Genomic DNA, 25,440 nt, shown 5'->3' on the forward strand with positions numbered 1-25,440 from the left:
ATGAAGAAAGTATTATTTATAGATAGAGACGGTACATTGGTTATTGAACCACCTATTGATTTTCAACTTGATTCTCTCGAGAAATTGGAGTTTTATCCGAAGGTATTTAAGAATCTTGGCTTTATACGCAGCAAGCTTGATTTTGAGTTTGTAATGGTAACTAACCAGGATGGATTGGGAACTGATTCTTTTCCTGAAGAGACATTCTGGCCGGCTCATAATAAGATGCTTAAAGCCTTTGAGAATGAAGGAATCACTTTCGATGATATTCTGATAGATCCAAGTATGCCCGAAGAAAACAGTCCCAACCGCAAACCCGGAATTGGAATGATGGGTAAGTACCTGAAAGAAGGTGCTTATGATATTGCAGGAAGTTTTGTGATTGGCGATCGTATTACCGATGTCCTGTTGGCAAAGAATCTGGGATGCAAGGCTATTTTTATGCAGGATTCAACGGATGAGTTGAAACGTAAAGGACTGGAAGATGTATGCGCATTGGCAACAGCCGACTGGGATCGTGTAACCGAGTTCCTTTTTGCCGGCGAACGTACTGCACAGGTACAACGCACCACCAAAGAGACAGATATCTTTGTAAAGCTGAACCTCGACGGAACAGGCGCGTGCGATATTTCTACCGGCTTAGGATTCTTTGATCACATGCTTGAGCAGATAGGAAAGCATTCTGGAATGGATTTAACTATCAAAGTTAAAGGCGATCTTGAAGTGGATGAACATCATACCATTGAAGATACAGCCATTGCTTTGGGCAATTGCATTTATCAGGCATTGGGAAACAAACGTGGTATTGAAAGATACGGTTACTGTCTTCCTATGGACGATTGTCTGTGTCAGGTGGCACTCGACTTTGGAGGTCGCCCGTGGCTGGTATGGGATGCAGAATTTAATCGCGAAAAGATAGGAGAGATGCCTACCGAGATGTTCCTGCATTTCTTTAAATCATTGAGTGATGCCGCTAAAATGAATCTGAACATCAAAGCTGAAGGGCAGAACGAGCATCATAAAATTGAAGGAATCTTTAAAGCTTTGGCTCGCGCGCTGAAAATGGCAGTGAAGAGGGATATTTATAATTATGTTCTGCCATCAACAAAGGGGATGCTATAAAGGTTTTTGAAGTAGCACACGATAGAGCTACTAAATAATATTTAAAATCCAAATATCTAATACTTTTTAGATATTTGGATTTGTTATAATAAGTATATTTGTTCCAAATAACTAAGAACTTTGATTATGAATAATGAAGCAGAAAAAATATTAGCAGATAAGAATATTAAGCCTACTGCTATGCGTATTTTGGTTCTTAAAGAGTTACTATTACAATCGGATGCAGTTAGTTTATACGATCTTGAGCAAAAGTTTGATAAAGTAGAAAGAACAACGCTGTTTCGTACGCTAAATACTTTTGTTGAAAATAGCTTAATACACAAAATAGATGATGGCACAGGTGCTGTAAAGTATGCTTTATGTGAAAAAGATTGTACCTGCGAACTGAAAGATTTGCATCTTCATTTCTTATGCACAAAATGTGGGCGGACTTTTTGCCTGAAAGATATACCTATCCCTTCTTTTCAGCTTCCCGATAATTTTGTCTTTGAAACGGCTAATTTTGTAATTAAAGGAGTTTGTCCGCATTGCCATAAATAATGCAACACTGTTGCACATCTATATAACTTATCTTTGTTGAGTGCAAATGATTAATTTGTATACATAACAAAATAAGTATAAATTCTAAATAGAAGTAAGATGACAAACTCTGAACAAAATCTCTATCAAAAAGCTTGGTTACTAAGCTTATTTACAATATTCTATAACGTGATTGAAGGACTGGTTTCCCTGTTTTTTGGATACGAAGACGAAACATTAGCATTATTTGGTTTTGGTGTGGATAGTTTTATAGAAGTAATGTCAGGCATTGGTATAGCTGTTATGATATTGCGCATTAAACAAAATCCGGAAAGCAATAAGAGCTCTTTTGAAAAAACAGCCTTGAAAATTACAGGATTCGCTTTTTATATCTTATCAGTCGGCCTATTGGCTGGTATTGTTTTGAACCTGATAAATGGACATAAACCAGAGACTACACTATGGGGAGTAATAGTGTCTTCCTTATCTATATTGATAATGATATGGCTAATGTATGCCAAAATGAAGATCGGTAAAAAACTAGGTTCAGACCCAATTATTGCTGATAGTAATTGTACAAAGGTGTGTGTATATATGTCGGTTGTTTTGCTTTTATCCAGTTTAATCTATGAATTAACTGGCTTTGCCTATGCCGATGTTATTGGTACTGCAGGTTTAATATATTTCTCTTTATCCGAGGGGAAAGAAGCTTTTGAAAAAGCAGAAGGAAAGGAATGTTGCTGCCATTGAAGCTACGAAGGGTAAATAAAGATAATAAAATAAGGCTATCAGGATATCTGGTAGCCTTATTTGTTATCTGATTCTGAGTATAATCCATAATTTTCTTTGCATTCTGAAAAAGAAGATTTATTTTTGGTGCTCCAAGTAAAAGTGTTATACCTTACAGATTATTAATATTATAATCAATTATAAATTTAACCGATATCTAATTATTATGAATTCTATTGTAATTGTAATTATTGCCGCATTATTCCTTGTTATAGGCTATGGTGTCTACGGCAGATTCATGGCGTATAAAGTTTTAATGCTGAATAAAAACAATGTTGTTCCTTCGGAAACTCTCAATGATGGGCACGACTATGTGCCAACAAACAAAGTAGTATTAATGGGGCACCATTTTGCGGCAATAGCCGGAGCAGGTCCTTTAATTGGTCCGGTCCTCGCAGCCCAATATGGATTTCTTCCCGGTGTTCTATGGATATTGATCGGCTCTTTATTTGCCGGAGCTGTTCACGATATGGTAATTCTTACAGCTTCAGTGCGTTATAAGGGAAAGTCAATTGCTGAAATTGCGAGAGACTTAGTTGGCGACAGATTAGGTTTTATAACCTCTATAGCTGTAATAGCTATTTTAATTGTATCAATGGCCGGTTTAGGTATTCCCGTTGTAAATGCTCTGAAAAACTCACCATGGGGAACATTCACGGTTGGCTTTACAATTCCTGTAGCACTTTTTATTGGTATCTATTTGAAATATATCCGTCCCGATAAAATATGGGAAGGAACAATAATAGGAGTACTTTTAGTTCTGCTGGGAGTAGTTCTTGGTCCGGTGATTCAAAATTCAGCTTTAGGTGCTTATCTGGATTTTGATCAAAAGCAGATGTCTTTAATTCTGGCAATTTATGGATTCTTTGCCGCTGCTTTACCCGTTTGGTTATTACTCTTACCCAGAGACTATTTAAGTACTTACATGAAACTTGGTGTTATCGGTGCATTGGCTATTGGTATCATTATTATTCAGCCGGATATTAAAATGCCGGCTATTACACAATTTGTAAATGGAGGTGGTCCGATTGTTCCCGGTAAAGTATTTCCTTTTCTTTTTATAACTATTGCTTGTGGTGCTTTGTCTGGTTTCCATTCACTGATAAGTTCCGGAACAACGCCTAAACTGATTAAAAATGAAAAAGATATATTACCAATCGGTTTTGGTGCAATGCTATTAGAAGCGTTTGTTGCAATCATGGCTTTACTGGCTGCAACTGTTTTGCCAACTTCCGATTATTTTGCAATTAATTCCCTGCCCGAAGTATTTTCTAAACTACATATGGTTCCTGTTGATTTGCCTGAGCTTTCGTCTTTAGTAGGAGAGGATTTGGCAGGCAGACCCGGAGGTTCGGTATCTTTGGCTGTGGGTATGACTTATGTATTTGAAAGTATTCCCTGGTTAAGATCAATGATGGGTTACTGGTATCATTTCTGTATAATGTTCGAGGCATTGTTTATCCTAACTACTATTGATTCCGGTACAAGGATCGGCCGATATCTGCTTCAGGATTTATTCCGTCAGAACTCAAGAGATATATCAAAGGGACGCGCCTGGTTTAATGCCATTTTCTTTTCCGGACTCATTACTTTCTTCTGGGGGTATCTATTATACACCGGAGATATTTCAACAATCTGGCCTCTTTTTGGAACGGCCAATCAGATGTTAGCAATCATTGCATTTGCCATTGGAACAACATACTTACTTCGTTCTCAGCAAAATAAATATGTTTGGGTAACTGCCATTCCTTTGTGCTTTGTTACGGTCACTACGTTATCGTCGGCACTGATGAATATTTTCGATAATTATCTGCCAAAAGGTTTGTATGCACTTTCTGCTATATCCGGTATATTAGTTATTCTGGTTTGTCTGGTACTTATAGAGAGCTTTGTCAACTGGAGAAGAATAACCCGCATGAGTAACGAAGAGTTAACCTCTGTAGAAATTGGACTTATTGGGGAACCGGTTGTTTCTGATGATAGAAAATATGGCAGAAATTAAAATTCTGCTTGATAAGCTTCCTATGAGATTATAAAATGAGAAAGCCACTGTTCATAATATAGTGTAAATGAACAGTGGCTTTTTTATTGGTATATTTTTAATAGATGATTTCTCAGAAAGTCTTTTATTATACCTGAAGTTAAACAGAGAACTGCTTTATCTGATTTAATAAATCCGGCAATGTATATGCATTATCTACATGTTTCTGATCGAAAACCATGTAGTAACGATACTTATCACCGGCTTTGTTAGCCCATGTTTGACCAAGTAATATTTTCTTTTCAGAATCACTACCATCAAGATGATCTCCCTTAGTCTCGATAAGAAGAATATGTCCAGTATTCAATACAACTATAAAATCTGGATAATGATTTATAAAACCGTTAATATAAAATCCTTTGCCTCGTTCCAAATTTCTATGCCAAAACTTAACATTGTCAAGATTGGCAATTAGGGCAATGACTCTTTGCTCAAAGCCATCCACATTATCTTCTTCGGTATAAATATTTTTAGGAACTCCAATCAGTTTATCTTTAAGTATAATCTTATCTGCTGGTTTATGGTTTTCTTTACTGTTTATCTTTCCAATATCCAGAAAATTTCACTTTTATTTGTGATAAAATCGAATTTCTATATTTCAGTTATAGATCAATTTATTCAATATCATTATCCGATTCTTTTTTTAATTTTTCTTGCCATTCTTCATAGAGGTCTTGCAGGTTTCGTTCGCTGAAAGACCAATGGGGTGTAGGTTGAACAACTGATTTGCTTCCCAATAGTTTTGTTGTTATTGCAGTAAGAGAACATTCTTGTCCTTCAAAATCTACTTTACGCCCTGTCTTAACAATGCAAGTTTTGGATGTATCATGAATATATGTTAATAGATCTCCCTCATTAAGTCCCATTTCAAAGAAGTTAATAGATGGACGTCGTATTATTTTTTTTCGCTCATCTTCAGGAATATCATTTTCCATCTCTTTCACTACTTCTGCGGTTATGTTTCCTTTATTGAAGAGCTTTAATATACCTATTGCTTGTGATGGCTTGATGCTGAAAAATTCACGGTTGGAGTTGATTCGTTGTGGTTCAAAAGCTTCGTGGAGGGCTTGTTCCAATTCTTTAAAGCAATCTACTTTGCATGCATAGACACAATCAAATGGTAGAGGAACTCCAGTTGTGTATAGCTCTTTTAGTCGATTATCCATATCATCACGACTAGTCATGCCGATTTTTACTATTCCAGGCATACAATCGTTGGTTAATAGGTAAACGATTCCTTTGTTATTATCTTTGGTCATAATAGTCTTGTTCTGATTTATTTTACATTTCAAGAAGTTTTTGTCCTCGCTCTGTTAACCGATAAGTCTGTTTTGGACTATTTGGTATGTCTTTGATTGTAGGTTCTACAAGTTCTGACTCGATAAGAGGATTGAGGATTTGCTGGCGGAATCTACTTCTGTTTTTCTCATCAACCAAATTCATTAACTTTAGAATTGTTTGAGCTTTTTCAAGCATTGATATAAGTACCTTCCCAGACTTTTCTATATGTTGTTGTTCTAACTTGGGACAAGCTTGGGACAGCTTGGGACAAACTTGGGACAAACTTGGGACAGACTTGGGACGACTTATTCCGTTTTGATCTTCTACATCCTGTTTTATTTGTTGTTTTGAAGAAGCATCTGGAGTGTTTTTAGCAACTTCCTCAATATTCAGCGTCAGCAAAACGGTATCAGGCTGAACAGTTTCTTCAATTTGAGGGCAGCCCCATTGACTGTCTTGCCATCCTTTAACAATATAGTCTGCACCACTACCTGCTTTTTCGCCAAAGCCTAAGAGCATGAATATCTTTTGAAGTATTGGGTTACGGCAAAGACTATGACTACCCGTATAAAAATCTTCTACAGATATAAGCATTCGGCCAGGATTGCGCATAATGATTTTATCGCGCTCACGAATTATGACTAAATTTCCCTGCTCAGAATAACTGCAATGCACCAATGTATTAACCAAAGCTTCACGGATAGCAATATGAGCTGATGTTTCTTCTATACGAGTGATGCCATCGAGCATAAAGGGAACAGGTAGTGTTTGAGATAATTTAGCATACACTTTGTAGAAGAACTGGTAGAGATTGGCTTCCCAGGTTCCGTCGGGATAGATACGATCTGACCATCGTAAACGTGGGTCATCGCTCAGTTTCTCCTGATAGTCTACAAAGTACCAAGGGGTGCAGGATTGATCGGTAATACTTTCTGTCTTGCCAAACATTAGTATGCCGGCACGAGTAAATCCTTCGTCACCTGTTTCTCGATCTACTCTATAGGCACCTATTTTATTCAGAAAGGTCATATCGTCCAATTCATTCCAAGGATGGTTTTCTTTGCGAAGTACAAATCGCTGACGATAGCCCTTCAACGAGGCCCTGTCAATATCCTCTAGGCTATAATGAGGTAATATCTGGTTATCAAAAGGCATGCTTATATGATGAGCGTCGGCGAACATCTCTCGAACTTCGTTATCTGTACAATGATAGTCGCCTTCGTGATTGCGTTTGAAAGTGTTTCCGAACGGATTTCGAGTAAGATATACGGGGCGAATGTCATATGATGCTCGTGGTATGCGGAAAGCTAGAAATTTGTTTCCATCCGTATCACCTTCAATCACGTCACGCTCAGTAAGCATAGTGGCACTGACTTTTTCTTTATTGTGAGCACAATCCCAAAAACGCTTTTTATAAGTCGTTATCTGTTCCGAGGTCAGTCCGTCGGGAATAAACTTGCCATTCTTTTCCTTAATACCCAATACTATGATACCACCATTAGTATTAGCAAACGAAGAGAATGACTCCCAGAAACTTTCTGGTAATCCACCTTTAGCAGACTTAAATTCAACCTCTGCATTTTCAGCACCATCCATTAACCTCTTTATATCTTCTTTCAAATCCATAATGACTCGCTTCTTTCTATGAAATATGTACAAACATTATTATCTTCTCTTGGAAGAATGCAATAAGTATCTCACATCCACATCCAAGGTTTCTGCTATCTTCTTGAGTGTTTCCAAAGATGGCTGAGATGTGTTTTTTGCCTATTACGCAAAGTTATTAATAATATTCCAAAACAAATCATCTTTCTGATAAAATGTAAGGATTGATTGTATGTTCCAGATTATATCCGTTTATTTTAGATTTATGATTTCTGATATGATACTACAAATTTTTTGAGGGAATCAGATACTAAATTCAAATATTTAATGTAATGCCTATTTAGGAATAAGAAAAATATTGTAAAATCAGTTCTAGTAATAACCACAGAAACAGTAAACTCAATCCAGGAAAGGTTAAATCCAAACCCCAATAAATAAAAACCATTGGTGAATAATCTAAAAACTCCCGCCAGCTTTTTTAAAAAGCCGGCGGGAGTTTGCTCAATGTCCGGTTACGTTTTTTAAAAAGCCGGCGGGAGTTTTGTTACTCTTCTAGCTTCAAAAAAAACTTTTTATTTTCATCCCTCACCACTTTTCTGTTAAGTAGTTTCTGTACAGTTGTTTATACGCAAAAATAGAGAAAGATCCCTCACTCATCCCTCACCCTTGATTTTGTATTTGTTTGTATATCAAGTGTATAGATTGTTATGGATGAACGTGTTTTTGTTATCAACCCTCACCTTTTGCTCTATCCCTCACTCTTAAATTGAATTTTAGTTCTTTTCAGGCTGATTTTTTTAACCTTGGACTAAAATGGATAAAAAAACGCGAGTTTTAAGCGAAAAGGTGAGGGATGCCCTTAAAAGTGAGGGATGATGACTTTTTCGGTTTTATCCCTCACTGATTAATAGCCTGTATATTAGACGATTATATTTGCTGGGGTGAGGGATAAGTGAGGGTTGTTATTTGCTAATAGACTGAATATTAACTATTTAAATCTAAAAGGTGATGGATGAGAATAAAATATTAATTCTAGTAGTTAAACCCAAAAGCCCATAAAGGAATAGTTCCCATGTATCCAAATTCAATATCATCTTTTACTACATAAGCATTTTGAATATCAGAAATTTGTTTTTTGGTTTTATTTTTTCCTCCCACTTCAAAGGTGTAATCAGCAATGCTGAAATCGGACTTGTCAGAAGCCAGAATGTTATTCCTAACTTTCATCTGGTTGAAGAATATAGTCTCACGAATATTGCCTATATTGGGATTACCTTCTCCTATTGCGTAAATTAAATTAGTGTTACCCAAATAGATTTTCTCAATTTTTCCCAGCAAACGAATACCTTTGGTTGCATTTCTTAATTGGGCAATAATGCCAGCCTTCTCCAGATAGAACAAAAAATCAGTAACTTGATTACGATGCACATCAAGCATTTCGCCAATCTTAGTTAAATTGGGTTTGAAGGGAGCACTTTGTGAAATAATAAATAGTAGCTGTTTCAGTTTGCGTGCTGTTGATATATTCATATTGGCGAATGTTGGTATATCTGTTTCCAATGTCAGACCAATAACGTTTCGTAATCTTTCAAAATAATCAGGTTCCTTATAAAAAGGATAGTATCCCCTTTCAAGATAATCCTTGAAAAGAGGAAGAGGATGTTCAATGCCAGGTATTTGAACCTTATTTGCAACTATATCTTCTAAACTATATGCCGAAAGTTGTAACCCAAGAGAAATATTCAGGTATTCCCGAAATGACATTCCCTCCAAATGATATGTAAGAGCTCGGCGGCTAAGATCATCACTCCCACGATAAATATCCAAAATAGATGAACCTGTAAATATTACCTGCATATCGGGGAAGTAATCATACATCATTTTCAGTTCTTTTGACCAGCTACTGTACTTATGTACCTCATCAATATATAGATGCTTTCCACCATTTTTGTAAAAGGTGGAGGCAAAGTCGAATAACTTGTTCTCTGAAAAATAGATGTCATCGGCATTTATATAAATGGTATCCTGAAGATCATTATACAACTTTATATGTTGAAGTAATAATGTTGTTTTTCCAACGCCACGTGCTCCAACAATTGCGGTCAAACGGTTATTCCAGATTACCTGATCATGCAAATAACGCACAAAGGTGGTGTCTGTACGTTCTATGAGTCTTCTGAATTGTTCATATAGCCTTTCCATAACATCCTTTTTCTGCAAATATATATAAAATGCTGAATTAAACTAGCACTTTTATGTGAAAAGTGCTGAATTAAACTAGCATTTTTTAGTTATTAATTTGATAGTTTAAAACAAAAACCCTTCTCACTGCCGATAGACATTGGAGAAGGGATGATGTAAAATGTAACATTTTAGGATCTTAAATAGATGGACGTGAATTAGAAATTATTCGTCACTTCTATTTTTGCGTTTCAGGGCTTTATCAGCTCTTTTTTCTTTCAAGCTTTTTACGGCTTCTTTTTTCTTGGATTTTTCTTTTCCTTCTTTTTCTTTCGACATAATATTTATTTTAAAAATGTGTAGAAATTCTCTATAGTTGAAAATTAATAGAAATGAGAATCGGTAGATGTGTGGTTTTTTTTGTTTCTGTAATTATTGGTACTCCAGGTTGTAATTTACAAGGGTTATTACCAATGATTCTGCAGTCTAAAAGCTCTTTGCGAACCGATATGTAGTAATGTGATAGATAATAATTATATGTTCAAATGTACGACATAAATATTGGCTTCCCAAATTAATTAATATATTTCTTAATTCCTTGATCGTATTATTTCCTGATAAATATGCAAATAGTTTTGTTTTAATCAAACTAAAACACTATTTTAGAGGCATTGATCTTACAGATCAAAAAAAGATATAAACCTTATTCTTTGTACATAGATGGAAAAACGAATAGTAGAATGCGTGCCCAATTTCAGTGAGGGGCGCGATATGAATGTAATCAAACAGATAACTGATGTAATAGAGGGTGTAGAGGGCATCAAACTTCTTGATGTTGACCCGGGTAAAGCTACCAACCGTACCGTTGTTACTTTTGTGGGAGAAATTGATGCTGTGGTGGAAGCTGCTTTTCGGTGTGTGCTGAAAGCTGCAGATGTGATAGATATGAGAAAACATCATGGTGAGCATCCGCGTATGGGAGCTACTGATGTACTGCCACTTATCCCTGTCTCTGGCATTACTATGGAAGAGACTGCTGAATATGCCCGACAGCTTGCAAAAAGAATTGCACTCGAGGGTGGTATACCTACCTATTGTTATGAATACGCTGCGATTCATCCTGAACGTAAAAAACTTGCTGCTTGCCGTGAAGGCGAATACGAAGGCTTGAAACCACGTTTTGGTAATCCTGATAAAATGCCCGATTTTGGAGGTGAGGTATGGACTAAGCGTGCTGCTCAGACAGGATGTACTGCAGTGGGAGCCAGAGATTTCTTGATTGCTGTGAATTTCAATCTCAATACAACTTCTACTCGTCGTGCCAATGCCATTGCTTTCGATGTTCGCGAACGTGGACGTGTGAAGCGTGAAGGAGATTCTCCTGCAGGGAAAATTATGAAAGATGAACATGGAGAAGATATTTTTATTCCGGGTACGCTGAAAAGTACGGCTGCTATTGGCTGGTTTATTGAAGAATATGGAATAGCTCAGGTATCAATGAATATAACCAATATATCTGTAACTCCTTTACATGTTGCTTTTGAAGAGGTTGTGGCAAAAGCTGCAGCTCGTGGAGTACGGGTAACCGGCACCGAGATTGTTGGTCTGGTGCCAAAGTCCACACTTATTGATGCGGGTAAATATTTTCTGCGCAAGCAACAACGTTCTGTTGGTATATCAGAAAAGGAGATTATGAAGATTGCCATAAAGTCTATGGGACTTGATGATCTGAAACCTTTTGACGCTAAGGATAAGGTGATAGAATACATGATGGAAGATGATTCCGAAGATAAGCTGGTAGATATGTCCGTTTCTGATTTTGCTTACGAAACAGCCAGTGAATCGGCTGCCCCCGGTGGTGGCTCTATCTCTGCTTACATGGGAGCTTTGGGTGCTGCTTTAGGTGCAATGGTTGCCAATCTCTCTTCGCACAAAGCAGGATGGGATGCTCGTTGGGAAGAGTTTTCCAATTATGCTGAACGCGGTCAGTCTTTGCTTAACGAACTTCTTTTTCTGGTAGACGAAGATACCCGTTCCTTTAATAAAGTGATGGATGCTTTTGGCTTGCCAAAGAATACAGAAGAAGAGAAGTCCGCTCGGAGTAAAGCTATTCAGGAAGCAACTTTTTATGCTACTCAGATACCTTTCAGAGTAATGAAAGCTTCTTTGGCTGTGTTTGATATTGTGGAACAGATGGCTAAAGAGGGTAACCCCAATTCTGTATCGGATGCCGGAGTAGGTGCGTTGGCTGCTCGCTCTGCAGTGCTTGGTGCCTGGCTGAATGTACGTATTAATGCTGCCGGAATTAAAAACAGAGATTTGGTTGAGCCTATATTATTAGAGTCTGCTGCCATGGCTAAACTGGCGCAGGAGAGGGAAGAAGTTATTCTTGAGATTGTTAATAGTAAAATATAACCAGCTATGGAAGAAATCAGTAAAGAGGAATTTCGCCGATTAATCCTGGCTGGTATCCCTGATATGCTACCCGAAGCCAAACCTTACGAACCTGCTGTTAATCATGCTCCCAAACGAAAGGATATTTTAACTGACTGTGAAAAGGAGCTTGCCTTGAAGAATGCACTTCGCTATTTTCCAGCTAAATTTCATTCGATACTGGCTCCTGAATTTGCCGACGAACTGGCAAAGTATGGTCGTATATACATGTATCGTTTTCGTCCCGATTATAAAATATTTGCCCGCCACATAGAAGATTATCCATATAAGTCGAAACAAGCTGCAGCTATTATGCTGATGTTGAGTAATAACCTGGATGATGCAGTAGCTCAGCATCCGCGTGAACTTATAACTTATGGCGGCAATGGTGCGGTTTTTCAAAACTGGGCACAATATCTTCTTACCATGAAGTATTTGGCTACTATGACAGATGAGCAGACTTTGGTGATGTATTCCGGTCATCCGATGGGATTGTTCCCTTCTCACAAGGATGCCCCGCGAGTGGTGGTAACCAATGGTATGGTGATACCTAATTACTCATCAAAAGACCATTGGGAGAAGTTTAATGCTTTGGGTGTATCTCAATATGGACAGATGACTGCTGGATCGTATATGTACATTGGTCCGCAAGGTATCGTGCACGGTACAACCATCACTGTGCTGAATGCCAAACGAATGCAACGCGCCAAACATCCATCCAGAAAAGGTGTATTGTTTGTTTCCTCGGGTTTAGGGGGAATGTCGGGTGCACAACCGAAGGCCGGAAATATTGCCGGAGTTGTTTCTGTTATTGCTGAAATTAATCCTAAAGCGGTGGCTGTTCGTTATTCACAAGGTTGGGTAGACGAAGTGTTTACTGATTTAGATATATTAATGCCCCGTATCCGCAAGGCGGTTGATACAAACGAAGTGGTATCTATTGCTTATCAGGGAAATGTGGTCGATTTATGGGAACGGTTGGCTACGGAAGAGATGTATGTAGATCTTGGTTCCGACCAGACTTCCTTGCATAATCCCTGGGCAGGTGGTTATTATCCGGTAGATATTGATTTTGTTGAGGCTAACCGCATGATGGCCGAAGAACCTGATAAGTTTCAGGCAAAGGTTCGCTGTACTTTGCGGCGACATGCTGCAGCTATCAATAAACTTACTGCTGCCGGTATGTACTTCTTTGATTATGGAAATGCCTTTCTACTGGAAGCATCCCGTGCGGGAGCTGATGTGATGAAGGCTGATGGTACTTTCCGTTATCCTTCTTATGTACAGGATATTATGGGTCCGCTTTTCTTTGATTATGGTTTCGGACCTTTCCGTTGGGTGTGTACCTCGGGTGATCCGAACGACCTTGTTGTAACTGATAGGATTGCTGCCGAAGTGCTTGAGAAGATTCTTCAGACTGCCCCTGCTGATATCAGGTCTCAACTGGAAGATAACCTGCATTGGATAAAAGAGGCAGGAAAAAATAATCTGGTAGTTGGTTCCCAGGCACGTATTCTTTATCTTGATTCCATGGGGCGTATTGAAGTGGCCAGAGCATTCAATGAAGCAATAAGGCTTGGTGAGATCTCTGCCCCGGTAGTACTGGGACGTGACCATCACGATGTATCGGGTACTGATTCGCCTTTTCGTGAAACTTCCAATATTTACGATGGCTCTTCATTTACTGCAGATATGGCAGTGCAGAATGTAATCGGCGATTCTTTCCGCGGTGCAACCTGGGTTTCAATTCACAACGGTGGAGGAGTAGGCTGGGGAGAGGTTATCAATGGTGGCTTCGGTATGATGATTGATGGCTCGGCTGATGCAGATCGTCGTTTGAAATCCATGCTCTTGTGGGACGTAAATAATGGACTGGCTCGTCGTAGCTGGGCTCGTAATCAGGGAGCAATGGATGCAGTCCGCAGAGAAATGGAGCGTACTCCGCAACTGGTGGTTACTTTACCTAATATAGCTGATGAGAATCTTATCAAAGCAGCACTAAAACATAAATAACTATGGCAAAAATACATAAAATAAGCACAGCGCACCTGTCAATTGACAGATTGCAACAAATCATAGAGAATGGATATAAACTGGAATTGTCAGACGAATCGAAAGCTTTGATTCTAAAATGTCGCAGGTATCTGGATGATAAAATAAAGACTCAAGACGAACCAATCTATGGTGTATCTACAGGCTTTGGGTGTTTTTGTGATATTAGTGTGAGTAATGAACAACTTTCCATTCTTCAGCGTAATCTGGTGATGTCTCATGCCTGCGGTGTTGGCGATCGTGTACCAAATGAAATTGTGAAGCTGATGCTAATCCTTAAAATTCAATCGCTTTCTTATGGCTATTCAGGTGTACAGCTGGAAACGGTGCAACGGTTAGTTGACTTTTATAATAACGGTGTCTATCCGGTTGTTTATCAGCAGGGGTCGTTAGGAGCATCGGGCGATTTGGTGCCACTGGCTCATTTATGTTTGCCTATTCTGAATTTGGGAGAGGTAAATTATAAAGGCAAAGATGTGGCTGCTCAAGTGGTAAACCAGAAGTTTGGATGGAAACCTATCACGCTGCAATCTAAAGAGGGACTGGCTTTGCTGAATGGAACACAATTTATGGGAGCTTATGGCTGTTGGTGTATTATGAATGCAAAGAGATTATCGGCTGTATCAGATGTTACGGCTGCTCTTTCAATTGATGCTTTCGATGGACGTATTGAGCCTTTCCATCCTGCGGTTCATGCCATTCGTCCGCACAAAGGACAGATTGAAACGGCTCGTCGTATTCGAGAACTGCTTGACGGCAGCGAGATTATTTCACGCAAGAAGGTACATGTTCAGGATCCTTATTCCTTCCGGTGCGTGCCACAAGTTCACGGGGCATCCAAGGATACCATTGCTTTTGTGGAAAGCGTGTTTACAACTGAGATAAACTCTGCTACCGATAATCCAACCATTGTTCCGGATGAAGATTTGATTATCTCGGCAGGTAACTTCCACGGTGAACCATTGGCTGTAGCTCTCGATTATCTGGCTATTGGTGTGGCTGAACTTGGCAGTATCTCTTCTCAACGAATCTATCGGCTTATTGCCGGCAAACGTGATCTTCCGGTCTCTCTGGCTGGTAATCCTGGATTGAATAGTGGGTTTATGATTCCTCAGTATGCTGCCGCTTCTATTGTAAGTCAAAGTAAGCAGTTATGTACTCCCGCATCGGTAGATTCCATTGAGTCGTCCAATGGTCAGGAAGATCATGTGAGTATGGGAGCTAATGCGGCTACAAAATGTTATAAAGTGATGGAGAATACAGAACGGGTACTGGCTATTGAAATGTACAATGCAGTGCAGGCTTTGGATTTCCGTCGCCCATTAAGAACGTCTCCTTTTCTGGAAAATATTTGTTCTGAATACCGTAAGGTAGTACCATTTGTTGAGAACGATTGCGTGATGTATACCCATATTCAGGTTAGTGTGGATTTTCTAAAGCAAGAAAAGCTATTTAAAGCATGAAGCTATTAATAATAAACATACGCGAACTCTATCAGGTTGAAGACACTCCATGTTCAATGGTTTGTGGTAAAGATATGGCTTTTCTGCCTAGTATCAAAGATGCTTATTTGTTGATGGAAGATGAACGCATTTCTGCTTTTGGAGAAATGTTGTCACTCTCATCAAGTCTCATAGCTGATAAGGTTATAGATGCAACTGGGAAGTTTGTGTTACCTGCATTCTGCGATTCTCATACACATATAGTTTATGCCGGCAGCAGGGAACAGGAGTTTATTGACAAGATAAACGGATTATCTTACGAGGAAATTGCCAGGCGTGGAGGTGGTATACTTAATTCTGCCAAACAGCTTCACGAGGCAACTGAAGATCAGCTTTATGCTGAGGCTCTTGTCCGGGTTAATGAGATGATCCGAATAGGAACCGGTGCTGCCGAGATAAAGAGCGGATATGGACTAAATACAGAAGATGAGCTTAAGATGTTGCGTGTAATCAAACGACTTCGTGAAACTACACCTCTTACTATTCGTGCTACTTTTCTGGGAGCTCATGCCGTACCTACAGCTTATAAAGGCAGTCAATCTGCCTACGTAGATTTAATAGTGAACGAAATGATTCCTGCCGTGGCAAGTGAGGGATTGGCAGATTTTGTAGACTCTTTCTGCGATAAAGGTTTCTTTACTTGTGAAGAAACCGAACGAATTATGGAAGCCGGTGCCAGATATGGTATGCGTTCAAAGATACATGCCAATGAATTGGCTCTTTCTGGTGGCATACAGATAGGAGTGAAGCATAATGCATTGTCGGTCGATCATCTGGAGTTTACCGGTGATGCTGAGATTGAAGTCCTGAAAGATAGCAGCACTATGCCAACTTTACTACCCGGTGCGGCCTTCTTCCTGGGAATGAACTATGCACCTGCCCGAAAGATGATAGATAGTGGATTACCTATTGCTCTTGCTTCCGATTATAATCCGGGTTCATCGCCATCGGGTAACATGAAGTTTATTCTTTCATTGGCAACAATCAAAATGAAGCTAACTCCTGAAGAGGCAATCAATGCCGCCACAATTAATAGTGCTTATGCAATGGGGCTTAACGATACGCATGGTTCTATCTGTATTGGGAAACGGGCAAATGTACTTATCACAAAAGAAATACCATCAATCTACTATTTACCGTATGCCTATACCTCTGATTTGATAGATTCTGTAATTCTTGGTGGAAAAGTAGTTTGTTTCTAAGATGATTTCATATTCAGAAATTCTCTCATGTTAAATATATCCATAGCCACGCATACAAATATAAAGATTCCCATACATATAAGTGAAGCACTGGTAGCCCAGAAAATTCTTCTGGTGAAAATACGCCATTCGGGATTCATGAAATCATCGCACGAAACAATGATGGCTTCGTCACTAATAGCCCAGGCAATAAGAAAAGCAACAAATCCTATCAATATAACACTTCCAAGAGTACTTCCTGTAAGCACCCAACAAGCCGCACCTGCTCCAATCCAAATGGCGATGTTCAGTATAAATAAGAGTTTTGTTATGAATTTCATATCTTGAACTTATTTACTTACATAAATGTTCCCGATTCGTTAACAAAGCGATTCATGGAGAAATAATATTCTGTTTTTATAAAATCTGATAATTAGAATAATAGCGTAAATAGCACTCTAAATATTATTAATATTTTTTTTATTTTAAGAGATTACAAAATTATACTTTATTTTTGAAACATCAATAAGCTTTATTGATAAATATTCTTGCAAATAAAATCGATTATTGAATATTAAACATTTATTTACTTTACTCAATAAATATTTAACAATGAATTGCTTGTATTTGTTTATTGGGAATACTCCTGAAACTTAAAAACAAAAAGCATTATTGAAAAAATGTTAGTGTGTATTTTGATCTGTTTTTAACATTATTTGCCTGCTAATGTCTGCTCTAAATGTTTTTTTTTGCATTTTTTTCTATTAAAATTGAGTACAAGCGAAAATATGGGGTGTATTACTAGTAAACAACCATGCTAAAGGTGGATAAAATGCATAAAAAAGAAGAAAATAATAGGAGTACAAAAAAAAGAGGTTTTGAACAAACTTCTTCGAATGATATCATTCAGCTTATTAAAAAGAATGATAGTGTACTGTCGGCTGAGGAGAAAGATCATATTTGGAGAAATATTTCAGGAAAGACTATAGGTAAAAAGCAGCGCTTCATTGTTCGTACTCTAAGTATTGCTGCCTCTATTCTGATTTTAGTTGTTGGTGGTTGGGGAATATACCGCCTTACAGTTGGGAAAGCAGATATTTACAAGGAAATTACAGCAAATATTAATATCGATACATTACATACATCTTGTCTTTATATAGGCAAACAGGTGATTGAACTGGATAGGCAAGCCGAAGTTTATTGCAATAGTGAGAAAGGACAACTAAAAATAGTAAACAGAGATGGAAATTCGTTTAATATATCAGTTCCTGATTCTAAGGAAAATCCGTTCTTGCAGATAGCTGTTCCACAAGGAAATAAAGCTAGAATAATATTAGCGGATAAGACTACTATAACTGTGAGAGAACACACCAAAATGGTATTTCCAATTGCTTATAATGAAAAAACGAGAGAAGTTTATTTGGAAGGAGAAGCTTTTCTAGATGTTACGAAGAATCCTCAAAAACAGTTTAATGTGAAAACTCAGGATATTGATGTCAGTGTGTTGGGTACATCGTTCAATGTTTCCGCTTTTCCTGAAAGAAATATTCAATCGGTTGTATTGGTTCGTGGACGAGTGAAAGTTTCAGCATCCTCAGGTGAAACCGTTACTATGCTACCTAATCAGAAATATACATTTGATAAATCAGAACAGAAAAATACGCTGAATAATATTGATCCGTACAATGATATTTGCTGGAAAGAAGATTTATTAGTTCTGGATAAAGAACCTCTATCTGTTGTTCTTGAGAAAGTGTGTAAGCATTATGATACGAACCTATTCTATAATGCACAGGATATGAGTAAGATAAAAGTGTCTGGAAAATTAGATATAAGCGTTCCATTGGATGATCTTCTTAAAATGCTGGAAAAAATTGCACCTAACCAAATTACGATAGACACACTGAAGAAAACAATAAAAATGAATGTTAACCCTAAATAAAACTAATATGAGAAAAAAGTAAAAACACAAAAAAAAGCTGAGAGATATTCGCAGTATCTCTCAGCCCGGACTTTGATTGTAATAATGGAATTATTGAACTAACCAAAATCTTTTAAGAATGAAACATCTTAATTATTTATGCAATTATAAGCATATTATTTTTAATAATCTACTTTTAATAAGCTTAATTGCCTGTTCCCTTGTAGTAAATACTGCCGAAGTTCAGGCAAGAGAGTCTGTTAATGTCACGCTTGGTGACAACATAACTATTTCAATAAAGAACAAGACTATTAAAGAAGCTTTTCTTGAAATTGAGAAGAAAAGTAAGTTCGTTTTTATTTATAACAGCGAAACGGTTAATCTGAATCAGAAAGTTTCTGTTGAAGCTAAAGATGAACCTATCCGTACTGTACTTGATCGTTTATTGAAAGGTACTACTGTTGATTATGAAATTTCCGATCATCAGATTGTTGTTTTCAATAAGAATAATAAAAATAGCCAAAAACAAAGCGGGGCTTTTACTGTAAATGGTAAAATAACCGATGAAACTGGAGAGCCATTGATTGGTGTAAGTATTCTTGTTAAGGGTACATCACAGGGTACTATTACTGATATTGATGGTAAATACTCTTTGAGCGTACCGGGACAGAATACTAGATTGGTTTTTAGTTATATAGGGTTTACAAAAATGGAACTTCAGGCTCAGAAGATGCTTAATGTAAAGATGATAAGTGAGGCTGAAAATCTGAATGAAGTAGTAGTGGTGGGTTACGGTACGGTGAAGAAGAATGATCTTACCGGATCGGTGTCTACACTAAAATCAAAAGATTTCAATGTGGGATTGGTAACTGCACCTTCTCAATTGATTCAGGGTAGAGTTGCTGGTGTTAATATTACCAACAATGGTGGTGAGCCTGGAGGTGGTGCTACAGTTCGTGTTCGTGGATCGAACTCAATCCGTTCGGGACAAGATCCTCTTTATGTAGTGGATGGTGTTCCTTTGAATGTATCTGATGATCAACAACCAAGCGGAGCTAGTATTTCCGGTGTTGGTGATACTAGTAAGAAAAACCCTTTGAACTTCCTGAATCCGGATGATATTGAATCTATTGATGTACTGAAAGATGCTTCGGCTACTGCTATCTATGGTGCTCGCGGTGCCAATGGTGTTATTATTGTAACAACTAAAAAAGGAAAAGAAGGTGCTGCTAAAGTTTCTTATTCGGGATACGTAAGTGTATCTAGCTTGCCTGAACAATATCCGGTTCTTTCTGCAGCCCAATTTCGTTCATTTGCAGCGGAAAAGGGGTTGACTTCAATTGAAGATGGCGGAGCAAGCACTAACTGGCAGGATGAGATTTTCCGTACTGCTGTTTCTTCTAACCATAATCTCTCCATAAGTGGTGGAGGTAAAAGTGGTAACTACCGCGCTTCATTAGGTTATCAGGATCAGGAAGGTATTATTAAAAGAACGGGAATGGAAAAGTACACCGGGCGTTTTTCTGCTAGTCAGAAAACATTTAATGACCGTTTGTTGATTGAAGCGAGTTTGATGGCTAGTAGAAACCTGGACCAACGTGCACCTATTGGTGAAACTGGTGGCTACGAAGGCGACCTTTTACTCTCTGCATTAAAGTTAAACCCCACTTATCCTGTATACAATACTGATGGCTCTTATTATCAGAAGAGTAAAGATGTGCGTAACCCGGTGGCTATGCTTAATCTTACTAATGATAAAACGCAGACAGATCGTATTCTGGCTAATGTAACCGGAACTTTGACTATTTTGAAAGATCTTAAATACAAAATGAATGTGGCTTTAGATCAGACAAAGGCTACACGTAAAGTAACTCAGGATAAGTCGTTGATTTATCTGACTGATAACGGTACTGCCGATATAAATAATGTTGAAGCTGGAAACTTCCTGATAGAAAATTATCTGACCTATAATTTTAATCTGGCAAAGAAGCACTCTTTCAATTTATTAGGAGGACATTCTTATCAAAAATTCCGCAACTATTATTATGGTATGTCTGAAACCGGATTTACTGTCGATAATATTGATTATCTGTATGACCTGTCTTATGGTAAGAACAAACAGGTAACCAGTACTTCTGGAATTACTGTTAATGAACTTCAGTCGTTCTTTGGACGTGTGAATTATGGATTACTTGACAAGTATTTGCTAACAGTAAACTTCCGTGCCGATGGTTCTACTAAGTTTGGAGAAAATAATAAATATGGTTATTTCCCATCTGCTGCACTTGCATGGAGAATGAGTGAAGAGAATTTTATTAAGAAACTGAATGTTTTCGAGAATCTGAAACTAAGATTAAGCTGGGGTATTACTGGTAATCAGGAAATTCCGAATAAGATATCTCAAATGCTTTTGGGTAGTACCAGTGGCGCTATCCTGAATGGTGGATCAACAGTTGTTCCAGGTATCACATTGACTCGTACACCTAATCCAAATCTTAAATGGGAGAAGACTGAACAAGTTGACCTTGGAGCTGATTTCTCTGTATTGAAAGGTCGCTTGAGTGGAACTATCGATGTGTTTTCTAAAACAACTAAAGATGTACTACTTGAAGTTTATTCTGTTTCACCAGCTCCAACAACAAAGGTATGGTCGAATGTACCGAATATGAAAATCGAAAATAAAGGTCTTGAAATAGGATTAAATGGAGTTCTTCTTGCTAATAAAGATTTTAACTGGACCTTGGGTGGTAACTTCTCAACCATTAAAAACAAAGTGAAAGATCTTCCTATGTCTTATATCACTACAGGTAGTCCAAGTGGACCTGGTATCACCGGATTTTCTTCTCAGATTATCAAAAGCGGTTATCCTATCGGAACTTTCTGGGGATATAATTTCCTTGGATTTGATGAAAACGGAAAAAGTTTATATGAATTGGATGAAAATGGTAATAAAGTAGAAAAATGCATTGGAAATGCACAACCTGATTTTACTTTCAATTTCAATACCAGTTTCTCATGGAAGCGTTTTGACCTGAGTCTATTCTTTAATGGCGTTGTTGGTAATGATATTTATAATAACTTGGCTAATGTGATTGATCAGTTAAGTCTCTTTTCTAAAGGTTTCAATACAACAGTTCATGCAACCACTTTGCCAGAATCTTTAGATAATGTATTAGACTACTCCAGCCGATACATAGAGGATGGTTCTTATCTGCGGTTGGCAAGTGCTAATTTGGGATATACATTCAATATGAAAAATAGTAAATGGATTTCTAATTTAAGAGTATATGCTACAGCCAATAATCTGTTTGTACTTACTGGTTATTCAGGATATGATCCTGAAGTAAATGCTGCTCATGCTTCTAATGGTGTTCCTTCTTTAGGTATTGGATGGACTACTTATCCAATGGCGAGAAGCTTTACTCTAGGTGTTACAATGGATTTCTAACCTTTATCAATTGAATAATTATGAAACGAATTAGTATAATATTCGCCTCGGCTTTGATGTTGATGGCAACCTCTTGTACAGACTTGAAAGAGGAAATTTTGAATGAACAGGATGGTTCTACAATTGTATCTGACAGCGAAAATGCACAGATGCTTATAGCACCGGCTTACGCATACCTGCGAGATTTACAAAGTCGCTCAGGAGTGTGGTTGGTTATGGAAAGTTTAACCGATGAAATGGTTTTTCCTACTCGTGGTACCGACTGGAATAATGCTGATTATCGTACCCTTTTTACACATGATTATGACAGTAAAAATGGTTATATTAAAAATACATGGAATAGTTTTATGCTGGGAATTACCAAGTGTAATATAGCCATGCAGTATTTATCAAAACTGGAACAGACAGATGAGATTAAAGGATATATGGCTGAGGCTAAATTTGTAAGAGCTCTTTGCATGTATCATTTGATGGATTGTTTTGGTCATTTCCCATTCAGAGAATATGAGGAGCTTGATTACTCAAAATCTCCACAGATATTAGATCGCCCGAAAGCGTTGGAAAGATTGATTGCTGAATTGAATGATGTTATTCCGGTTTTAAAACAGAAAGGAGATGTGCCTTACGGACGAGTAACTAAAGCAGCTGCCCAGATGTTGCTTGCAAAGGTTTACCTCAATTATCAGGTATATACCGGTACTGCACCAACGTTCAGTGATGGTACTGCAAAATGGGATGAAGTGATTTCTTTGTGTGATGATATTATTGGCTCGGGTAAGTATACTTTGGCTGATGATTTCTGGAAACTTTATCTTGCAAAGAACGAGACTTATTCAGATCAGACAGAATCAATATTACCAATTCCTTATAATAGTTCTGTGGGACTTGGCGGTATTCCATGGCTGAATATCACTTTGCATTATAATCAGACATTTGGTAGCTTTAAGAATATGTGGAATGGTTGTTGTACTACTCCCGACTTCCTGAGTATTTGGGATGTAACTGATCCTCGTTATCAGGACTCAAGATTGAAGAGTCAGGTTGGATTTAATTTGGGTATTCTTGTGGGACAGCAATATGGACCTGATGGTACTGCTTTGAAAACCCGTACTGGTTTGCCTTTGATTTTTACACCAGAATTTAGTGTTCAGAATTCATCAGAGGCTCAGGGAGCACGAGTTATTAAATATGCCCCCGACCCAACTTCAACCTATGCCAGCAGTAGTGAAAATGATTTTCAATATTATCGTCTTGCAGATGTTTATCTGATGAGAGCAGAAGCTAAATTCCGTAAGGGTGATGCTACGGCTGTAAATGATATCAACGCTGTTAGGAGTAAACGAAACGTAAAGACTTACTCAGCTTCGGAACTTTCTCTTGCTAAGATTATGAATGAAAGAGCTTATGAGTTTTACTGGGATGGTCCTTCACGTCGTAATGATCTTGTCCGTTTTGGCAAATATTGCAATAGTCGCTATCAGAAACTTGAAACACCTACTTATAAAATTCTGTTGCCAATTCCATTGTCGGCTCTTGAAGCTAATCCGGAACTGACTCAGAATCCAGGGTATAGCGAAGCTCTCTAATAACCTAACCATTCATATAAAAAGGCCTCATTCGGTAAAAAAGGATGAGGTCTTTTTTACTTAACTATTTATAAATTGTGTACTAATGATAAGAATAACAAAATCGATAATAAGTATCTTTCTTTTATTGAGCTGTTTCACTACTGTCGTCAGAGCTGCAGATTTTAAACCTCTTCCTCAATGGATGAAAACCGCTGTGTTTTATCAGATTTATCCGCAAAGTTTCAAGGATACCAATGGAGATGGAATAGGTGATATTCAAGGAATTATTGAAAAGCTTGATTATGTGAAGTGGCTAGGTTGTAATGTTATCTGGCTTAATCCATGCTTTGAATCGGCTTTTCAGGATGCAGGATATGATGTGATTAATTTTTATAAGGTTGCCCATCGATATGGCACGAATGATGATTTAAAGCGCTTGTTTGATGAAGCTCATAAACGTAAAATGAAGGTTTGCCTTGATTTAGTGGCTGGACATACTTCTATTGAATCATCCTGGTTTAAGGCTTCTCAGAAGAATGAAAAGAATGCTTATTCTGATCGTTATATATGGACAAATGATTCGACTATTAAACCTGAAAAATTTGTATCTGGCAAGTTTGAAAGAAACGGAACTTATATGAAGAACTTCTTTGATTGCCAGCCAGCTTTGAATTACGGATACGGACAACCAGATCCTAAATGTCCCTGGGAAGAGCCTGTTACGGCAGAAGGACCTCAAAGTACCCGAAAGGAACTGATGAATATTATGGATTACTGGATGGAAATGGGCTGTGATGGATTCAGAGTTGATATGGCCGGTTCATTGGTTAAAAAGGATCCTGATTTAAAAGAAACAACAAATCTTTGGGCTGAGATAAGAACTCATTTCCAGGATAAATTTCCCGAAGGAATACTTCTTGCAGAGTGGGGTAAACCGCAACAGGCCATAAAGGTTGGATTTATGATGGATTTTATAATTCATTTGAGAAACAGCGGATACGATACGATGTTTTTTAATAAAACAGGGACCTACAGGCGAGATACTTGCTATTTTGATATTAAAGGAAATGGTTCTCCCGATTTCTTTATTAAGAATCTTACTACTCAACTTTGTGCTGCAGGTAATGATGGATATATTTGTATACCTACTGCAAATCATGATTTTCAACGTCCTTGTTGCGGCGAAAGGAATACTGTTCCTCAATTAAAAACAGTGATGACTTTTCTGATGAATCTGCCGGGTATTCCTCTGGTTTATTATGGCGATGAGATTGGAATGCGTTTTATTGATGGATTACCCAATAAGGAAGGAAGTCAGCTGACGAAAGGAAATCGTGCTGGTTCTCGTACTCCTATGCAATGGGATAGTTCAGATAATGCAGGATTTTCATCGGGAAATAATAGTTCGCTTTATCTACCTATAGACCCTTCTGCAAGTAGACCTACTGTTGAACAGGAAAAAAAGGATCCTTCATCGCTTCTATTATTTACCAAAGAACTAATTGCATTGCGTGGTAAATATGCAGCACTAGGGAATCGTGGTGAAATAAAATTTTTGCAGTCTAAAGATAATCAATATCCGTTAATTTATGAACGCAGATTAGGCAAAGAAGCTTTTATAATTGTAATTAATCCGTCAGGAAAGGACGTATCTGTATCTTTGGATTATGACAGAGTTGTACAGAAAGTTTTTCCAGTTTTGAATAGTTCAAAACACAAAATAATTGATTATAAAAACAAACAACTGAAAATCTCAGCAGAACCTCTTTCTTATGGAATTTTTCAGATATATTAAAC

17 protein-coding genes and 1 pseudogene are annotated in these 25,440 nt (G+C 37.8%); 12 read left to right on the top strand and 6 right to left on the bottom strand.

The window, feature by feature from the left end; translation table 11 throughout:
* From hisB to BUC21_RS02420, 4 genes are all read left to right on the top strand, one after another.
* On the top strand, positions 1 to 1,122 hold the full coding sequence (hisB, locus tag BUC21_RS02405; RefSeq protein WP_073398929.1) for a bifunctional histidinol-phosphatase/imidazoleglycerol-phosphate dehydratase HisB: 1,122 nt from the start codon (positions 1 to 3) through the stop codon (positions 1,120 to 1,122).
* A gap of 126 nt (positions 1,123 to 1,248) precedes the next feature.
* Positions 1,249 to 1,662, top strand: a complete 414-nt coding sequence (locus BUC21_RS02410) for a Fur family transcriptional regulator (protein ID WP_073398930.1) — start codon at positions 1,249 to 1,251, stop codon at positions 1,660 to 1,662.
* Positions 1,663 to 1,761: 99 nt separating this feature from the next.
* Complete coding sequence (locus tag BUC21_RS02415; protein WP_073398931.1) at positions 1,762 to 2,391, top strand: cation efflux transmembrane domain-containing protein; 630 nt, start codon at positions 1,762 to 1,764, stop codon at positions 2,389 to 2,391.
* 205 nt (positions 2,392 to 2,596) lie between these two features.
* Complete coding sequence (locus BUC21_RS02420) at positions 2,597 to 4,432, top strand: carbon starvation CstA family protein (protein WP_073398932.1); 1,836 nt, start codon at positions 2,597 to 2,599, stop codon at positions 4,430 to 4,432.
* Positions 4,433 to 4,571: 139 nt separating this feature from the next.
* On the opposite strand, the gene BUC21_RS02425 is transcribed toward BUC21_RS02420, so the two are convergent.
* The 5 genes and pseudogenes from BUC21_RS02425 to BUC21_RS02440 form a co-directional block, all read right to left on the bottom strand.
* Positions 4,572 to 4,844, bottom strand: a complete 273-nt coding sequence (locus tag BUC21_RS02425; RefSeq protein WP_139261205.1) for a hypothetical protein — start codon at positions 4,842 to 4,844, stop codon at positions 4,572 to 4,574.
* Positions 4,845 to 5,085: 241 nt separating this feature from the next.
* The gene (locus BUC21_RS02430) at positions 5,086 to 5,730 is read right to left on the bottom strand and encodes a GIY-YIG nuclease family protein (protein ID WP_073399186.1); all 645 of its coding nucleotides are present in this window, start codon (positions 5,728 to 5,730) and stop codon (positions 5,086 to 5,088) included.
* Between the two features lie 22 nt (positions 5,731 to 5,752).
* Positions 5,753 to 7,378: a Fic family protein gene (locus tag BUC21_RS02435; RefSeq protein WP_073398934.1), complete on the bottom strand. Its 1,626-nt coding sequence runs from the start codon at positions 7,376 to 7,378 to the stop codon at positions 5,753 to 5,755.
* 39 nt (positions 7,379 to 7,417) lie between these two features.
* Positions 7,418 to 7,504, bottom strand: a pseudogene (locus tag BUC21_RS16265) (transcriptional regulator); the annotation flags it as partial.
* 885 nt (positions 7,505 to 8,389) lie between these two features.
* Positions 8,390 to 9,559 (bottom strand): ATP-binding protein, encoded by a 1,170-nt coding sequence (locus tag BUC21_RS02440; RefSeq protein ID WP_073398935.1) that lies wholly within the window; start codon positions 9,557 to 9,559, stop codon positions 8,390 to 8,392.
* A gap of 699 nt (positions 9,560 to 10,258) precedes the next feature.
* On the opposite strand from BUC21_RS02440, the gene ftcD reads away from it, so the two are divergent.
* Genes ftcD through hutI form a run of 4 tightly spaced genes read left to right on the top strand, consistent with a single transcriptional unit; the run spans position 10,259 to position 16,727 of the window.
* Entirely contained in the window at positions 10,259 to 11,953 is a 1,695-nt protein-coding gene (gene ftcD / locus BUC21_RS02445) for a glutamate formimidoyltransferase (protein ID WP_073398936.1), read from the top strand.
* A 15-nt stretch (positions 11,954 to 11,968) separates the two neighbouring features.
* On the top strand, positions 11,969 to 13,984 hold the full coding sequence (locus tag BUC21_RS02450) for a urocanate hydratase (RefSeq protein WP_073399189.1): 2,016 nt from the start codon (positions 11,969 to 11,971) through the stop codon (positions 13,982 to 13,984).
* 2 nt (positions 13,985 to 13,986) lie between these two features.
* The gene (gene hutH, locus BUC21_RS02455; RefSeq protein ID WP_073398937.1) at positions 13,987 to 15,486 is read left to right on the top strand and encodes a histidine ammonia-lyase; all 1,500 of its coding nucleotides are present in this window, start codon (positions 13,987 to 13,989) and stop codon (positions 15,484 to 15,486) included.
* Positions 15,483 to 16,727: an imidazolonepropionase gene (gene hutI / locus BUC21_RS02460; RefSeq protein WP_073398938.1), complete on the top strand. Its 1,245-nt coding sequence runs from the start codon at positions 15,483 to 15,485 to the stop codon at positions 16,725 to 16,727. The genes hutH and hutI overlap by 4 nt, the downstream gene beginning before the upstream one ends.
* Here hutI and BUC21_RS02465 read toward each other — a convergent pair.
* A complete protein-coding gene (locus BUC21_RS02465) occupies positions 16,724 to 17,047 on the bottom strand; it encodes a hypothetical protein (RefSeq protein ID WP_073398939.1) in 324 nt (107 codons plus the stop codon). The genes hutI and BUC21_RS02465 overlap by 4 nt on opposite strands.
* Positions 17,048 to 17,538: 491 nt before the next feature.
* Here BUC21_RS02465 and BUC21_RS02470 point away from each other — a divergent pair, with 491 nt between their 5' ends.
* The 4 genes from BUC21_RS02470 to BUC21_RS02485 all read left to right on the top strand — a co-directional run bounded on the left by BUC21_RS02470 (position 17,539) and on the right by BUC21_RS02485 (position 25,438).
* Positions 17,539 to 18,648, top strand: coding sequence for a FecR family protein (locus tag BUC21_RS02470; RefSeq protein WP_175550462.1), 1,110 nt, complete (start codon positions 17,539 to 17,541; stop codon positions 18,646 to 18,648).
* Between the two features lie 118 nt (positions 18,649 to 18,766).
* A complete protein-coding gene (locus BUC21_RS02475; RefSeq protein WP_073398941.1) occupies positions 18,767 to 22,075 on the top strand; it encodes a TonB-dependent receptor in 3,309 nt (1,102 codons plus the stop codon).
* Between the two features lie 20 nt (positions 22,076 to 22,095).
* Entirely contained in the window at positions 22,096 to 23,661 is a 1,566-nt protein-coding gene (locus tag BUC21_RS02480; protein WP_073398942.1) for a RagB/SusD family nutrient uptake outer membrane protein, read from the top strand.
* 85 nt (positions 23,662 to 23,746) lie between these two features.
* Positions 23,747 to 25,438 carry an alpha-amylase family glycosyl hydrolase gene (locus BUC21_RS02485; protein ID WP_073398943.1) on the top strand — a complete coding sequence of 564 codons (1,692 nt, stop codon included), beginning with the start codon at positions 23,747 to 23,749 and terminating at the stop codon, positions 25,436 to 25,438.
* The last annotated feature ends 2 nt before the right edge of the window (positions 25,439 to 25,440 follow it).

This window comes from Bacteroides luti (assembly GCF_900128905.1).
GTDB lineage: Bacteria > Bacteroidota > Bacteroidia > Bacteroidales > Bacteroidaceae > Bacteroides > Bacteroides luti.

Excerpts from the sequence above, each read along its gene's own strand:
- hutH (WP_073398937.1), top strand. The coding sequence starts at position 13,987 with ATGGCAAAAATACATAAAATAAGCACAGCGCACCTGTCAATTGACAGA.
- BUC21_RS02475 (WP_073398941.1), top strand. The coding sequence starts at position 18,767 with ATGAAACATCTTAATTATTTATGCAATTATAAGCATATTATTTTTAAT.
- hutI (WP_073398938.1), top strand. The coding sequence starts at position 15,483 with ATGAAGCTATTAATAATAAACATACGCGAACTCTATCAGGTTGAAGAC.
- BUC21_RS02410 (WP_073398930.1), top strand. The coding sequence starts at position 1,249 with ATGAATAATGAAGCAGAAAAAATATTAGCAGATAAGAATATTAAGCCT.
- BUC21_RS02480 (WP_073398942.1), top strand. The coding sequence starts at position 22,096 with ATGAAACGAATTAGTATAATATTCGCCTCGGCTTTGATGTTGATGGCA.
- BUC21_RS02415 (WP_073398931.1), top strand. The coding sequence starts at position 1,762 with ATGACAAACTCTGAACAAAATCTCTATCAAAAAGCTTGGTTACTAAGC.
- BUC21_RS02440 (WP_073398935.1), bottom strand. The coding sequence starts at position 9,559 with ATGGAAAGGCTATATGAACAATTCAGAAGACTCATAGAACGTACAGAC.
- ftcD (WP_073398936.1), top strand. The coding sequence starts at position 10,259 with ATGGAAAAACGAATAGTAGAATGCGTGCCCAATTTCAGTGAGGGGCGC.
- BUC21_RS02430 (WP_073399186.1), bottom strand. The coding sequence starts at position 5,730 with ATGACCAAAGATAATAACAAAGGAATCGTTTACCTATTAACCAACGAT.
- BUC21_RS02420 (WP_073398932.1), top strand. The coding sequence starts at position 2,597 with ATGAATTCTATTGTAATTGTAATTATTGCCGCATTATTCCTTGTTATA.
- hisB (WP_073398929.1), top strand. The coding sequence starts at position 1 with ATGAAGAAAGTATTATTTATAGATAGAGACGGTACATTGGTTATTGAA.
- BUC21_RS02470 (WP_175550462.1), top strand. The coding sequence starts at position 17,539 with ATGCATAAAAAAGAAGAAAATAATAGGAGTACAAAAAAAAGAGGTTTT.
- BUC21_RS02485 (WP_073398943.1), top strand. The coding sequence starts at position 23,747 with ATGATAAGAATAACAAAATCGATAATAAGTATCTTTCTTTTATTGAGC.
- BUC21_RS02435 (WP_073398934.1), bottom strand. The coding sequence starts at position 7,378 with ATGGATTTGAAAGAAGATATAAAGAGGTTAATGGATGGTGCTGAAAAT.
- BUC21_RS02465 (WP_073398939.1), bottom strand. The coding sequence starts at position 17,047 with ATGAAATTCATAACAAAACTCTTATTTATACTGAACATCGCCATTTGG.